The sequence below is a fragment of the Halorhodospira halophila genome (assembly GCF_016653405.1).
Taxonomy (GTDB): Bacteria; Pseudomonadota; Gammaproteobacteria; order Nitrococcales; family Halorhodospiraceae; genus Halorhodospira; species Halorhodospira halophila_A.
Window position 1 is genome coordinate 306,432 of sequence record NZ_NHSN01000025.1, and the last position, 14,125, is coordinate 320,556.

A 14,125-nucleotide genomic window follows, 5' to 3' on the forward strand; every position below is an offset into this window, starting at 1 on the left:
CCCGGCGGCTAGCGGGCGGCGGCGGAGTCCGGTACCCTGAACGGCATGAGCGAAACTCACCTGACCGATCAGCGTTTTACCGACCTACCCATCCACGACGCGGTGCTCGACGGACTCGATGACGCGGGCCTGACCCACTGCACCCCGATCCAGGCGGAGACCCTGCCCCGGACGCTGGCCGGCGGCAACATCGCCGGCGAGGCGCAGACCGGAACCGGCAAGACCGCCGCCTTTGTCATCGCCACCCTCCACCATCTGATGAGCCATCCGGTGGACGAGGACGCCGTCGGCCCCTGGGCGATCATGCTCGCCCCGACCCGCGAGCTGGCCCTGCAGATCTACCACGACGCCGAGCAGATCGGTGCCTACACCGGCCTGAAGTTCGCCGCCGTCTACGGTGGCACCGGCTACGATTCGCAGCGCCAGCAGCTCCAGGACGGGGTCGATGTCATCATCGGCACACCCGGGCGGATCATCGACTTCTACAAGCAGAAGGTCTTCAGCCTGCGCAACATCGAGGTGGTGGTCCTTGACGAGGCCGATCGCATGTTCGACCTCGGCTTCATCTCGGACATCCGCTTCCTGCTCCGGCGCATGCCCCGGGCCGAGCAGCGGCTCAACCTGCTGTTCTCCGCCACCCTCTCCTACCGGGTCATGGAGCTGGCCTGGGAGCACATGGGCGACCCACCCCGGGTGGCGGTAGAGAGCGAGCAGCGCACCGCCGATCACGTCCGCCAGACGCTCTACCACGTGGCCAAGGAGGACAAGACCTCCTTCGTGGTCGGGCTGCTGCAGCACATCGACCCACGGCGTACCCTGATCTTCGCCAACACCAAGCGCGCCGCCGAGCGCCTGGTGGGCTACCTCAAGGGCAACGGCATCGAGGCGGCGGTCATCTCCGGCGACATCCCGCAGAACAAGCGCGAACAGCTGCTTGAACGCTTCCGCAGCGGCGATCTGCCGGTGCTGGTCGGCACCGACGTGGCTGCTCGCGGGCTGCACATCGACGCCGTCAGCCACGTCATCAACTTCGACCTGCCCAACGATCCGGAGGACTACGTCCACCGCATCGGGCGCACGGCGCGTGCCGGCGAGAGCGGCGATGCCATCTCCCTGGCCTGCGATGAATACGTCTTCTCGCTGCCGGACATCGAGGCGTACCTGACCGAGAAGATCCCCTCGGCGCCGCCGCCGCAGGAGTATTTCGCCGAGCTGGCGCCGCCGAAGATGCCGCGCAAGCCGCGCAACGGCGGAGGCCCGCGCCGTTCCGGGGGGCAGAACGGACGTGGACCGTCTTCGCGCCGGCGCAGCAGCGGGGCGCGGAGTTCGCGCTGAGGCGTCTGGTCTCGCCCCGCGCGGGCGTGTCATAGTCGGAGGCGAGGGGCGCGACCGCCGGGGCAGACAAGGCGAACGGGAGACCATGTACGACTTCCTCAGCTACCGCGTAAGCGATTACATGACCACGGCGCCGAAGACGGTGGGCCACGAGACCCCGCTGCGCGAGCTCCAGCGCCTGTTCGACGCCCACGACTTCAACGGCGTGCCCGTGGTGGACGAGCAGCAGCGGCTGCTCGGGCTGGCCACCAAGCTCGACCTGCTCAAGGCGTTCACCTTCACCCCGGACGCCATGGTGCCGCGCTACGACGCCATCATGGAGCGTCCGGTCCACGAGGTCATGACCCGCGAGCCCATCACGGTGCCACCGGACCTGCCCCTGACCCGCGTCCTGCAGCGCATGGTGGACATGCGCACCAAGGGGTTCCCGGTGGTCGATGACGAAGGTCGCGTGGTCGGCGTGATCGCCCGCGAGGATCTGCTTGGCGCCCTGCGGGACGCCACCAGCAGCACCGGCTAGGCAGCAGAGGGCCGCACCCCCATGAACCCGTCTACCCTGGTCGGCATCATCGGCGGGTTGATCCTGGTCGGCTCCGTGCTGTTCATCGCCGCGGAAGAGGCGCTGGTCTTCCTCAACTTCCCCGGCTTGGCGATCGTCATCGGCGGCACCCTGGCTGCCACCTTCCTCGCCTACCCCATGGACGAGGTCCTGCGGGTCTTCCGCCTGGTGTGGATCGTCATCCGCAACGAGCGCGTCTACACCCGCGACGACATGGAGGAGCTGATCCGCATCTCGCAGCTCTGGTTCAAGGGTGACGTGCGGGCGGTGGAGGACGCGCTGGAGAACGTGGCCAACCCCTTCCTGCGCACCGGGGTGCAGCTGCTCATCGACCTGACACCGGAGGAGGACATCCTCGACCTGCTGCAGTGGCGCATCCAGCGGCTGCGCGCCAAGGAACACGCCGAGGCGCAGATCTTCCGGGTCATGGCCTCCTTTGCGCCGGCGTTCGGCATGATCGGCACCCTGGTGGGGCTGATCAACATGATGTTCATCCTCGACGACGGCGACATCGCCCAGATCGGCCAGCAGATGGGCGTGGCACTGCTGACCACGTTCTATGGCATCCTCCTCGCCAACCTCGTCCTCAAGCCCATCGCGGTGAAGCTCGAGCGGCGCACCGAGCAGCGGCTGGTGACCCTGAACATGATCCTCCAGGGCATCTCGCTGATGTGCCAGAAGCGCAACCCGACCCTCATGCGCGAGACGCTGCACTCGTTCATCGCCCAGTACAAGGACGAGATCCGGGACCCGGACCTGATCCAGCAGCTCGAGGAGACCAGCCAGCGCGCCGCGGCCGCCGCCAACTCCCCGACTGGCGGACAGGGCGGTGGCAGGCCGGAGGCGCGCGGCGGCGGCGACCGCCCCGCCGGCGCCGAGCGCTGACCCCGGGGGCAAATCGTGGCCGAGCAGACCCCCAGCAACCGCCGCACCCGACAGTTCAACCGGCAGGTCCAACCGGAGGGCGACAAGGAGGAGGACAACAGCTGGCTGCTGGTCTACCTCGACGTCATCACCCTCCTGCTGATCGTTTTCGTCATCCTCCTCGCACTGCTCGAGCCGGAGGAAGACGATGACCGCGAGGGCCTCGGCGACGGCGTCCTGGAGGGGCGCGAGCATATCCTCGAGGGTGACCCCAGCGTGCTCGAGGGGCTGCCGGCCCCGCTGGATGAGCCCGACCCCGTTGAAGTCCCCGCGGAACTCGAGGAGGCCGGCATCCAGGCCGTGGGCGAGGAGGAGACCCTCACCTTCCGGCTCGACGACGCCGTACTCTTCGAGACCGGACGGGCCGAACTCCAGGCTGAAGGCCAGGACGCCATCGACGAGCTGGTCCCGATCCTCGAGGCCACCGGGGTGCGCCTGTCGGTGGAGGGGCATACCGACAACATCCCCATCGCCACCGAGCAGTTCCCGTCGAACTGGGAGCTCTCCTCGGCGCGGGCCAGTGCCGTTCTGCGCTACCTCGAGCAACAGGGCCTGGACCCGCGACGGATGCGCGCCATCGGCTACGGCGACATCCGCCCGATCGCCGACAACGAGACCGCCGAGGGGCGCGCCGAAAACCGCCGGGTGGAGATCACCCTGCACTTCGGCACCGATAGCCCGCCGGAAGATCTGCCGCTGCCGTAGGCAAGCAGCCGGGCACCGGCGATACTGACCCCTGGAGACCGACTGGAGACCCGAGCCCCGAGATGGACAACGCTGGCCCGCCCACCCTGTCGAACTTTCCGCCGGTCATCGGCTTCCTGCTGACGGCGAACATCCTCATCTTCCTGCTGCAGATCGTGATCGGGCCGCAACTGCTGATCACCGTCTTCGGACTCTGGCCGCTGACCGGGGGGCTGGACCTACCCCCGACCATGGGGCCGCTACCCGATTTCCAAATCTGGCAGCTGCTCACCTACGGCTTCCTGCACGGCGGGCTGCTGCACCTGTTCGTGAACCTCTTCGCCATGTGGATCCTCGGCGTCCACCTGGAGTACGCGTGGGGCTCACGGACCTTCGCGCTCTACTTCTTCATCTGCGTCATCGGCGCCGGTCTGGTCCAGCTGTTCGTCGCCACCCAGGCAGCGGCGGATGGCCAGATCTACCCGACCGTCGGCGCCTCGGGCGGGGTGTTCGGCATCCTCCTGGCCTTCGGCATGATGTTCCCCAACTACCGGCTGATGCTGCTCATCCCGCCAATCCCGATCAAGGCGAAGTACTTCGTCATCGGCTACGGCGCGTTCGAGTTGTTCGCCGGCATCACCGGCACGGTGGCCGGCATCGCCCACTTCGCCCACCTCGGCGGCATGGTGGTCGGCTTCCTGCTGATCCAGTACTGGCGCGGCAAGCTGCCGATCAAACCGCGGTACCAGCGCTTCCACTGGTAGGCCCCTTCCCCCGTCGGGGCCGACCGGTCTACGCTGGAGCTTCGCTTCAGGGACGAAGCCGAAGGAGAACGCATCATGGACGACGATCGTGCCACGGTCCGCCTCGTGGACCGTCTCCTGGCCGACGCCGTGCGGCGTCGGGCCTCGGACATCCACCTTCAGCCGGAAGCCGACCGGATCCGCGTGCGGCTGCGTATCGACGGCCTGCTGCGCGAAGCCGAGGCCCCGCCGGCCGCCCTGCACGGGCGCATCGCCGCGCGCATCAAACTGCTCGCTGGGATGGACGTCGCCGAGCAGCGCCTGCCGCAGGACGGTCGCCTGGAAGCCCGCGACGGTGACGGCCACCGCGTGCAGTTCCGCGTCGCCAGCTGCCCCGGGGTCCACGGCGAAAAGCTGGTCTTGCGCCTGATCGAGCAGGACGCCCCGACCACCCTCGAGGCCCTGGGCCTGCCCGATCCCGCCCGGCAGGCCCTGGAGGCGGCCCTTGACCGCCCCGACGGCCTGATCCTGGTCACCGGACCCACCGGCTCCGGCAAGACGGCGACGCTGCACGCTGCGCTGCGCCGGCTGAACACCCCCGAGCGCAACATCTGCGCCGTCGAGGATCCCGTGGAACTGGACACCCCCGGGGTGACCCACGTGGCCGTCAACCGCCGCGCCGGCATCGACTTCGCCCGGGCCTTGCGCGCCTTCCTGCGCCAGGACCCGGACGTGATCATGGTCGGCGAGATCCGCGACGCCGAGACCGCAGCCATCGCCGTCAAGGCGGCGCAGACCGGTCACCTGGTCCTCTCCACCCTGCACACGCGCAGCGCCCCCGGGGCGGTAGAGCGCCTGGCACAGATGGGCTTGCCTGGCCACGATCTGGCCTCCAGCCTCTCCCTGGTCGTGGCCCAGCGGCTGGTCCGCCGCCTCTGCCCGGCGTGCCGGGACACCACCGAGACGGCGCCGCAGCCGATGGCGGCAGAGCCGCCCGGCGACTACGCCCGCCGCGGCTGTCCACAGTGTCAGGACGGCTACTGCGGGCGACGCGGTATCTTCCAGGTCATGCCACTCACGCGGACGGTGGCCGATGCCGTACTCGCCGGGGCCTCGGCCCGCGAGATCGAGACACGCGCCCGGGCGGACGGCATCCCGGACCTGCACGACGCCGGTTGGCCGCTGGTGGAGGCCGGCGAGACCAGCGCCACCGAGCTGCGTCGGGTCACCCACGAGGCCGACTCTTGGCCCGCCTGAGCTGGCGTGGCCTCGACCGCGGCGGGCGTCGCCTGGGCGGAAGCTGCCACGCCGATTCACCGGCCGCCCTGCGTTACGCCCTGGCCGAGTGGGGGGTGGCGGTGACCGACGTGCGGCGCCAACCGGCCCGACCCCGGCGGCGCCGCACGCGCAGCGTCGAGCGCGCCGCCGCCCTCCGCCGGCTGGCCTCGGTGCTGGAGGCCGGGGCGCCGTTCAGCGAGGCCCTGCGCGTGGCGGCGGCCCAGGCCCCCACACCGGCGCTGCGCCAGGGGTTGCGCGGGGTGCGCCACGCGGTCGAGCGTGGCACCGATCCGGCCACCGCCTTCCGCAGTCAGTTTCCGGGGCTGCGCCCGGTCCATGGCGCCCTGCTCGCCGCCGGCACGTGGACCGGCGACCTACCCGCAGCCCTCGGCAGCGTCGCCACCGAGATCGAGCGCGAGGCGGCCATCGTCGCACTGCTGCGCCGCGCCCTGAGCTACCCGGCGGTGGTGGCGACAGCCGCCCTGGCCTTGATCAGCCTGCTGCTGACGGCGGTGGTCCCCCGCTTCGAGGGCTTGTTCCAACAGGGGGGCGAGCCCCTGCCGGCCCCAACACGGGCCGTGCTGACCGCTTCCGAGCTTTTCGCCGTGACGGCACCAGTGGTGGTGCTCGGCGGCCTGGCAGCAGGCATGGCCCTCACAATGGCGGTGCGCCGTCATCCGGTCCGACGGCAGCGACTCGCCGCACTCGTTGCCCGCCTGCCCTGGCTCGGCGGCCTCCTGCTCGAGGCGGCACTGGCCCGCTGGGCAGCCACCCTGGCGCGCCTGTACGGTGCCGGTGTACCCCTGCTCGAAGCCCTGCCGCGCGCGGCCGATGCGGCCGGGGGCGCCGGCCTGGGGCCGCGCCTGAGCCGACTGCACAAACGCATCGAGGCGGGCGAGCCACTGGCCGCGGCCCTGCGCGAGCACCTTCCCGAGGCGCGGGAGATCAGCCAGCTGGTGGCCATCGGCGAGAACAGCGGACGCCTCGAGGAGATGCTCCACGACGCCGCGACACTGCATCAGCAGCGGCTGGAGGAGCGCCTTCAGCGCGCCGGCGCCCTGCTCGAGCCGGCCCTGATCGTCCTGCTCGGTGTCATCACCGCCGGGGTGGTCGGCGCACTCTACCTGCCGATCTTTCGCATGGGCACGACACTGTGATCCGCCCCCCCCCTACAATGGGCGCCCGTTACCCGGCACAGGCGCGGAGAGCCATGGAGACGTGGAATCAGTTACCCGAATGGATCATCTGGGGCGGTGCCGGCCTGCTCGGCCTGCTGGTGGGCAGCTTCCTCAATGTGGTTGTCCACCGCCTGCCGGCTATGCTCGAGCGGCGCTGGAGCCACGAGGCCCGGGACATCCTCGGTACCGAGTCGGAGGGCGCCGCAGAGACGACCTACCACCTGGGCTGGCCGCCGTCGCACTGCCCCCAATGCCAGCGCCGCCTGCGGGCGTGGGAGAACATCCCGCTGCTGAGCTACCTGCTCCAGCGCGGGTGCTGCCGCGGCTGCCGGGCTCGCATCCCGGCGCGCTACCCGATCATCGAGGCGCTCACCGGCATTGCCACGGCGACGGTCGTGGCCAGCCACGGGCTCTCCCCGCTGATCATCGGCCCGCTGCTACTGACCTGGGTCCTGATCGCTGCGGCGGCCATCGACTATGAACACTACCTCCTCCCGGACGCGCTGACCCTGCCGGTGCTCTGGCTCGGCCTGATCTGGAGCATCGTCGACCCCGGCTCACCGACACCCACCGATGCCATCCTCGGTGCCGTGGCGGGCTACCTGGCGCTGTGGGCCATCTTCCACGGTCACCGCCTGGTCACCGGGCGCGAGGGCATGGGCTACGGCGACTTCAAGCTGACCGCCGCCCTCGGGGCCTGGCTGGGCTGGCAGGCCCTACCGGCCCTGGTGCTCTTCGCCGCCCTGACCGGGCTGGCAGTGGCGGTGCTGCTCGCCGTGCGCAGCCGCCCCCTCGGCCAGCCCCTGCCCTTCGGCCCGGCGCTGGCCGTGGCCGGCTGGCTGCTGCTGGTGCTGTCGCCCGCCGGCGTGGCCTGGCAGCTGGTATGACAACGCGCGCGAAGACCCGGTGCATCGGACTGACCGGCGGCATCGCCAGCGGCAAGAGCACGGTGGCGGGACTCTTCGCCGCCCGCGGCGTGCCGGTGATCGACACCGACCTGCTGGCCCGCGAGGTGGTGGCGCCCGGCACCGAGGGCCTCGCCGCCGTCGTCGCGACCTTCGGCGCGGCTGTGCTCACGGAGGCCGGCCAGCTCGATCGCGCCGCCCTGGGTCGGCGCATCTTCGCCGACGACGAGGCCCGACGCACCCTCGAGGCCATCCTCCACCCACGCATCCGGCAGCGGTTGCGGGCCAGACTGGCGTGCCTGCGTGCCCCTTATGCCGTCGCAGTGGTACCTTTATTGGTTGAGACTGGCATGGACCGCGACATGGACGCGGTGGTGGTGGTCGACCTGCCAGAGGCCCAACAGCGCGAGCGACTCATGGCCCGCGATGGCCTCGGGCAGGAAACGGCCGAGCAACGACTGGCCAGCCAGGCGAGCCGCAGCCAGCGCCTGGCCGTGGCCGATTACGTCATCGACAACAGCCGTGCGCGCGGCTCACTGGCCGGGCAGGTGGCCGAGGTGCACCGCCAGCTGCTGGCCCGGGCCCGCCGCGCACCCCCCGATCAGGAGTGAGACGCACCGCGATGAGTGACAAGAACCAGGACTGGGTCGTCTACGAGCACCCGCTGAATGAACGCCTGCGCACGCTGCTGCGGCTGGAATTCCTCATGGAGACCGCCAGTGCCGCCATGGAGCGCGAGCAGATCATCGACAGCCGCATGGCGGTGGAGGCGTTCATCCACACCCTCAACGTCCTCGAGCGTGGCGAAGTGCGCTCGGAGGTCATCAAGGAACTCGACCGACTCTCCACCGAGACCGCCTACATGGGCGCCCGTGGCGTCTGGTCCGCTTCCCGGGTCCAGGAGGAGACCGACCGCTGCCGGCAACTGCTGCGCCGCGTCGGCGAGCCCGACGCAGCCCTGGGCCAAGAGCTGCGCGAGGACGAGCTGCTGGGGCTGATCACCCAGCGCTTTGGCGTCGGCGCCGGCACCTGCAACTTCGACCTGCCCAGCTACCACCGCTGGCTGAGCCGCCCCTACGACGAGCGGCGGGCCGACATGCAGCGCTGGTACGACAGCTTCGCGGACCTGCGCGCAGCGGTCACCTTTGCCCTACGTGTCCAGCGCGATGCCGGCGCGTTCGCCGACGAGGTGGCCGAGGGCGGCTCCTGGCAGCAGCGCACCCCCTACGACAGCCGGGTCACCCAGATGCTGCGCCTCCAGGCTCCGATCGAGAACGGCGTCATCCCCGAGATCAGCGGCAACCGCCACCTGGTCACCATCCGCTTCCTGCGCCAGCCGGATACCCGCAGCCGACCGGAACCGGTGGGTGCCGACGTCTCCTTCCGAATGGCGCGCTGTACGCTCTAGACCGGCGCCCACCTTACACGCCGGCCCCGGCGTGATCCGCCAGCAGGCCACGGATGGCCGCCACACCCTGCCCACCGCAGCTACGCGCCCGCGCGATATCGGCCGGCCCCACGCCGCCGAGGGCGTAGACCGGCAGGCGCGCCCCGGCCACCCACTCGGCAAAACACGCCCATCCCATACCGGTCTGCTCGGGGTGGCTGGCCGTCCACTGCACGGGCGAAAGCACGGCAAAATCGGCGCCGCAGGCGGCGGCGCGCTCCAGCTCGCCGGCATCGTGGCAGGAGGCACCGACCCAGCGCGCCCAGTGCGGGCGCTCTGGCCCAGCTGCCAGCGCGCGGCTGCTCCAGTGCACGCCGTCGGCCCCGACCGCCCGGGCCTGCTCCGCCGGCGCGTTGGCCAGCAGCCTCGCCCCGTGGGCGTCACAACGCGCACGCAGGGCGCGCCCCAGGCGCACCCAGGCCGCCGGATCCAGATCCGGGCGACGCAGCTGGACCAGGCGTACGCCCAACGCCAGGGCCGCGTCCACGCGGTCCAGCCAGGCAGCCTCATCGGTTGGCTCTGCGGGCGTGATCAGGTAGCGATCGGGGAGCTGCAGCGAGCGGATGATCGGCCAGTTGGCAGCCGGCCACGCCCGACCGCCCATCTCCTCGGCGGTGAGCCAGTCCAGGCTCTGACCCTCGCGGCCGTGGGGCTGCCCGGACCACTCGGCAACATCGAGGACGTGAAGCACCACCCGTCGATGGTTGTACGTCCACGGGACACGGATGCGCAGGGCCCCCGGTTGGATCCGGATGCCCAGCTCCTCGGCCAGTTCGCGGACCAGGGCCGCGGCCACCGACTCGCCCGGCTCGATCTTGCCCCCGGGGAACTCCCACAGACCGCCGTGATCCAAGTGCTTCGGCCGACACTGGACGAGCACGCGGCCATCACCGCCGCGAAGCACCCCAGCGGCCACGTGGATCGGTTCGGGGACGACGCCGCCTGCCACCCGGGTCTCGCTCAGGTCCGGTACTCGGCGTTGATGCGGACGTATTCCGCGGTGAGGTCGCAGGTCCACACGGTGGCGGCCGCCCCACCGCGGCCGAGGTCCACCCCTAGGCGCACCTCAGAGCCGGCCAGATACGCGGCGGCGGCCGCCTCGTCGTAGTCGGGGGCAACCGCACCGCGCTGGGCAACCACCTGGTCGCCGATGGACAGGACCACGGCATCGACGTCGAGGTCGTCGATGCCTGCCCGGCCGACGGCCGCGAGGATCCGGCCCCAGTTGGGGTCGGCCGCGGCGAGGGCGGTCTTGACCAGCGGCGACTCCGCCACCGTAAAGGCCACCCGCTCGGCCTCGGCGGTATCTTGCGCCCCCTCGACCGCGACATCCACCAGCCGCGTTGCCCCCTCGCCGTCGGCGGCGATGGCCCGGGCCAGATCGATGCAGACCGCCTCGACGGCGGCCTGGAAGCGCTCGAAGTCGCCCCCCTCATCGGGCACGCGGGGCCCCCGCCCGGTGGCAGCCAACAGGCAGGCGTCGTTGGTGGAGGTGTCTCCGTCGACGGTGACCCGGTTGAACGATCGCTCGGTGGCGCGGCGCAGGCAGTCGGCCAGGGCCGCATCGGAGATCTCGGCATCGGTGGCCAGGAAGGCGAGCATGGTGGCCATGTCCGGGCGGATCATCCCCGCCCCCTTGGCGATCCCGGTCACCGTGCAGGTACCGCCGGCCAGCGTCACCTGGTAGCTGGCGATCTTCTCCCGGGTGTCCGTGGTCTGGATACCGACCGCCGCCGCCTGCCAACCGTTTTCCTCCAGCGCCTCGAACGCCCCGGGGATGCCGGCAGTGATGCGCTCGACGGGCAGCGGCTCACCGATCACGCCGGTGGAAAAGGGGACCACGGCCTCGACGGCGCATCCGGCCTGCTCGGCCACGCCACGGCAACAGGCCAGGGCGTCGGCCTCGCCACGCTCGCCGGTCCCGGCGTTGGCGTAGCCGGTGTTGATCAGCAGATAACGCGGCGCGGTGGCGGCCAGATGGCGCTCGGCGATGCGCACCGGAGCAGCCCGGAAGCGGTTGCGGGTGAACACCGCCGCGGCACGCCCCGTCTCGGGCAAGGCCATGACCACCAGATCCGGCCGCCCAGGCTTGCGGATACCGGCCGAGACCGTACCAAGGCGGAACCCCGGCACTGGATGGATCACCGCATCTGCGCCCGACATCTCAGAGCTTCCCGCAGCAGTGCTTGTACTTCTTGCCGGAGCCACAGGGGCAGGACTCGTTGCGCCCGACCTTGGGGCCCTCGCGGGCCACGGTCTCCTGCCCCCGCCCCCCGGCGGCCTGCTGCCGGCCATCGCCGCCGCGCGCGCCCTCGCCCTCGGCCGCCGAGGCGCTCCCCCCGGCGGCAGTCACGGCGCCTGCGGCGGCGGAGGCCGGCGCGGCATGGCGCATCTGCATTCGCTCCGCCTCCTGCCGGCGCTGCTCCTCGACGGCCTCCACGTCCTCCTCGGCGCGGACCTGGACGCGCAGCAGCACGCCGACGGCGTCGCGTTTCAGGCCCTCGAGCATCTCCTGGAACATGGCGAAGGCGTCCTTCTTGAACTCCTGCTTCGGGTTGCGCTGGGCATAGCCGCGCAGCCCCACCCCCTGGCGCAGGTAGTCCATGGCGGCCAGGTGCTCCTTCCAGTGCTTGTCCAGAACCTGGAGCATCACCGCCTTCTCGAAGTGGCGCACGACGCTGGCACCCGCCTCGGCCTCCTTGGCCCGGTAGGCCTTCTCGATCTCGGACTGGATGCGCTCGCGCAGGGTCTCCTCGTGGAGGCTGTCGTCCTCGTCGAGCCAGCGCTGGACGGGCAGTTCCTGGCCGAACTCCTCCTTGAGGGTACGCTCCAGCCCGGCGACGTCCCATTGCTCGTCGATGGACCCCGGCGGGATGTACTCGGAGATCACCTTGTCGACCACGTCCTGGCGGATGGCGTCCACCGTCTCGGAGACGTCATCGGCCTCGAGCAGCTCGTTGCGCTGCTCGTAGACCACCTTGCGCTGGTCGTTGGCGACGTCGTCGAACTCCAGCAGGTGCTTGCGCATGTCGAAGTTGTGCGCCTCGACCTTGCGCTGGGCGTTCTCGATCACCCGCGAGACCATGCCCGACTCGATGGCCTCGCCGTGCTCCATGCCAAGCTTCTGGAGCATGCCGGACATGCGCTCCGAGGCGAAGATGCGCAGCAGCGAATCCTCCAGCGACAGGTAGAAGCGCGACGACCCCGGATCGCCCTGACGCCCGGAGCGCCCACGCAGCTGGTTGTCGATGCGGCGGGATTCGTGGCGCTCGGTACCGATCACGTGCAGACCACCGGCATTCACCACCCGGTCGTGGCGGTCCTGCCACTCGGCCTTGCGCCGCTCCACCTCGGCCGGGTCGGGGTCATCGCCGAGCTCGGCCAGCTCTTGGTCCAGGTTGCCGCCGAGGACGATGTCCGTGCCGCGACCGGCCATGTTGGTGGCGATGGTCACCGCACCCGGCCGGCCGGCGTCGGCGATGATCTGCGCCTCGCTCTCGTTGTGCTTGGCGTTGAGCACGTTGTGCTCCACGCCGGCCTCCTTGAGCGCCTTGGACAGGCGCTCCGAGGCCTCGATGGAGGTGGTGCCCACGAGCACGGGCTGGTCGCGCTGCACGCAGTCCTTGATGTCCGCAATGATCGCCTCGTACTTCTCGTCGGCGGTGCGGTAGACCAGGTCGTGATGATCGGCGCGGACCATCGGCCGGTGGGTGGGGATGGAGAGCACCTCCAGGCTGTAAATATGCTGGAACTCGAAGGCCTCGGTATCCGCCGTGCCGGTCATACCAGCCAGCTTGTCGTAGAGCCGGAAGTAATTCTGGAAAGTGATCGACGCCAGGGTCTGGTTCTCGGCCTGGACGGGCAGGCCCTCCTTGGCCTCCACTGCCTGGTGCAGACCCTCGGACCAGCGCCGGCCGGGCATGGCGCGCCCGGTGAACTCGTCGACGATGACCACCTGGTTGTCACGGATCAGGTAGTGGACGTCGCGCTCGTAGAGGGTATGGGCCCGCAGCGCCGCATTGAGATGGTGGACCACGTTGATGTTGCGCGCATCGTAGAGCGAGTCGTTCTCGCCGATGAGCCCCTCCTCGCGCAGCAGCTCCTCGGCCCGGTCATGGCCCCCTTCGGTGAGATACACCTGGCGGGCCTTCTCATCTACGTAGTAGTCACCCGGTCCCAGCTCCGGGGTCTCCTCGGGGCGCTCCTCGGGCTTCTGCGCCTCCAGGCGCGGCACCAGCCGGGACATCGCCTCGTAGAGCTCGCCGGCCTGCTCCGCCGGGCCGGAGATGATCAGCGGCGTGCGGGCCTCGTCGATGAGGATGGAATCGACCTCGTCGACCAGCGCGTAGTAGAGATCCCGCTGGACCTTGTCCTCCTTGCGGAAGGCCATGTTGTCGCGCAGGTAGTCGAAGCCGAACTCGTTGTTGGTGCCGTACGTGATATCGGCCTGGTAGGCGGCGATCTTCTCCTCGCGGGGCTGGCGCGGCACCACCACGCCCACCTCCATGCCGAGGAACCGGTAGAGCCGGCCCATCCACTCGGCGTCACGGCGGGCCAGGTAGTCGTTGACAGTCACCACGTGGACGCCGCGACCGGTCAGGGCGTTGAGGTAGACCGGCAACGTGGCGACGAGGGTCTTGCCCTCGCCCGTTTTCATCTCCGAGATGTTGCCGTCGTGCAGGACCATGCCGCCGAGCAGCTGAACATCGAAGTGGCGCAGGCCCAGCACCCGGCGCGAGGCCTCGCGCACGACGGCAAACGCCTCCTCGAGGAGATCGTCCAGGGTCTCGCCCTGCGCGAGCCGCGCCTTGAACGCCTCGGTCCTTGCCTGAAGCTGCTCGTCGGATAGCTTCTGCAGCTCCGGCTCGTGCGCGTTGATGGCCTCGATCCGCTTGCGCAGACGCTTCAGCGCACGATCGTTACGGGTTCCGAAGACGCGTTTGGCGATGGCTGAAAACATGGGCACTCGATACAGATTTCCGGCGAAGTCAAGTCCAACAGGATACAGATAATCGGTGCGGGAGGGTAAGGCGTCGGCCGCCGATTCAGCCCACCGGGGCGCGGTCCCCCTT

Annotated in this window: 13 protein-coding genes; 10 read left to right on the forward strand and 3 right to left on the reverse strand. The window is 70.2% G+C overall.

Features of this window, described 5'->3' with window-relative positions:
• The first annotated feature begins 45 nt into the window (after positions 1 to 45).
• From CCR79_RS10755 to zapD, 10 genes are all read left to right on the forward strand, one after another.
• Entirely contained in the window at positions 46 to 1,335 is a 1,290-nt protein-coding gene (locus tag CCR79_RS10755) for a DEAD/DEAH box helicase (protein ID WP_201172170.1), read from the forward strand.
• Positions 1,336 to 1,420: 85 nt separating this feature from the next.
• On the forward strand, positions 1,421 to 1,855 hold the full coding sequence (locus CCR79_RS10760) for a CBS domain-containing protein (RefSeq protein WP_201172183.1): 435 nt from the start codon (positions 1,421 to 1,423) through the stop codon (positions 1,853 to 1,855).
• 21 nt (positions 1,856 to 1,876) lie between these two features.
• Positions 1,877 to 2,779, forward strand: a complete 903-nt coding sequence (locus CCR79_RS10765; protein WP_201172196.1) for a motility protein A — start codon at positions 1,877 to 1,879, stop codon at positions 2,777 to 2,779.
• 15 nt (positions 2,780 to 2,794) lie between these two features.
• Entirely contained in the window at positions 2,795 to 3,523 is a 729-nt protein-coding gene (locus tag CCR79_RS13910) for an OmpA family protein (protein ID WP_201172198.1), read from the forward strand.
• A gap of 62 nt (positions 3,524 to 3,585) precedes the next feature.
• Positions 3,586 to 4,266: a rhomboid family intramembrane serine protease gene (locus CCR79_RS10775; RefSeq protein ID WP_201172200.1), complete on the forward strand. Its 681-nt coding sequence runs from the start codon at positions 3,586 to 3,588 to the stop codon at positions 4,264 to 4,266.
• A gap of 75 nt (positions 4,267 to 4,341) precedes the next feature.
• Positions 4,342 to 5,502 carry a GspE/PulE family protein gene (locus CCR79_RS10780; protein WP_201172202.1) on the forward strand — a complete coding sequence of 387 codons (1,161 nt, stop codon included), beginning with the start codon at positions 4,342 to 4,344 and terminating at the stop codon, positions 5,500 to 5,502.
• Positions 5,490 to 6,680 (forward strand): type II secretion system F family protein, encoded by a 1,191-nt coding sequence (locus tag CCR79_RS10785; RefSeq protein ID WP_201172204.1) that lies wholly within the window; start codon positions 5,490 to 5,492, stop codon positions 6,678 to 6,680. Before CCR79_RS10780 ends, CCR79_RS10785 begins: the two co-directional genes overlap by 13 nt.
• A 53-nt stretch (positions 6,681 to 6,733) precedes the next feature.
• The gene (locus CCR79_RS10790) at positions 6,734 to 7,588 is read left to right on the forward strand and encodes a prepilin peptidase (RefSeq protein WP_238636907.1); all 855 of its coding nucleotides are present in this window, start codon (positions 6,734 to 6,736) and stop codon (positions 7,586 to 7,588) included.
• On the forward strand, positions 7,585 to 8,217 hold the full coding sequence (gene coaE / locus CCR79_RS10795; protein ID WP_201172208.1) for a dephospho-CoA kinase: 633 nt from the start codon (positions 7,585 to 7,587) through the stop codon (positions 8,215 to 8,217). Before CCR79_RS10790 ends, coaE begins: the two co-directional genes overlap by 4 nt.
• An 11-nt stretch (positions 8,218 to 8,228) precedes the next feature.
• A complete protein-coding gene (gene zapD / locus CCR79_RS10800) occupies positions 8,229 to 9,014 on the forward strand; it encodes a cell division protein ZapD (RefSeq protein WP_201172209.1) in 786 nt (261 codons plus the stop codon).
• A 13-nt stretch (positions 9,015 to 9,027) separates the two neighbouring features.
• Here the strand turns inward: zapD and CCR79_RS10805 are convergent, their stop codons facing one another.
• The 3 genes from CCR79_RS10805 to secA are packed head-to-tail and all read right to left on the reverse strand — an operon-like array spanning position 9,028 to position 14,013.
• Positions 9,028 to 10,002 (reverse strand): Nudix family hydrolase, encoded by a 975-nt coding sequence (locus CCR79_RS10805; RefSeq protein WP_345941496.1) that lies wholly within the window; start codon positions 10,000 to 10,002, stop codon positions 9,028 to 9,030.
• An 11-nt stretch (positions 10,003 to 10,013) separates the two neighbouring features.
• Positions 10,014 to 11,216 (reverse strand): bifunctional glutamate N-acetyltransferase/amino-acid acetyltransferase ArgJ, encoded by a 1,203-nt coding sequence (argJ, locus tag CCR79_RS10810; RefSeq protein ID WP_201172210.1) that lies wholly within the window; start codon positions 11,214 to 11,216, stop codon positions 10,014 to 10,016.
• A gap of 1 nt (position 11,217) precedes the next feature.
• A complete protein-coding gene (gene secA / locus CCR79_RS10815) occupies positions 11,218 to 14,013 on the reverse strand; it encodes a preprotein translocase subunit SecA (protein WP_201172219.1) in 2,796 nt (931 codons plus the stop codon).
• Positions 14,014 to 14,125: the final 112 nt, after the last annotated feature.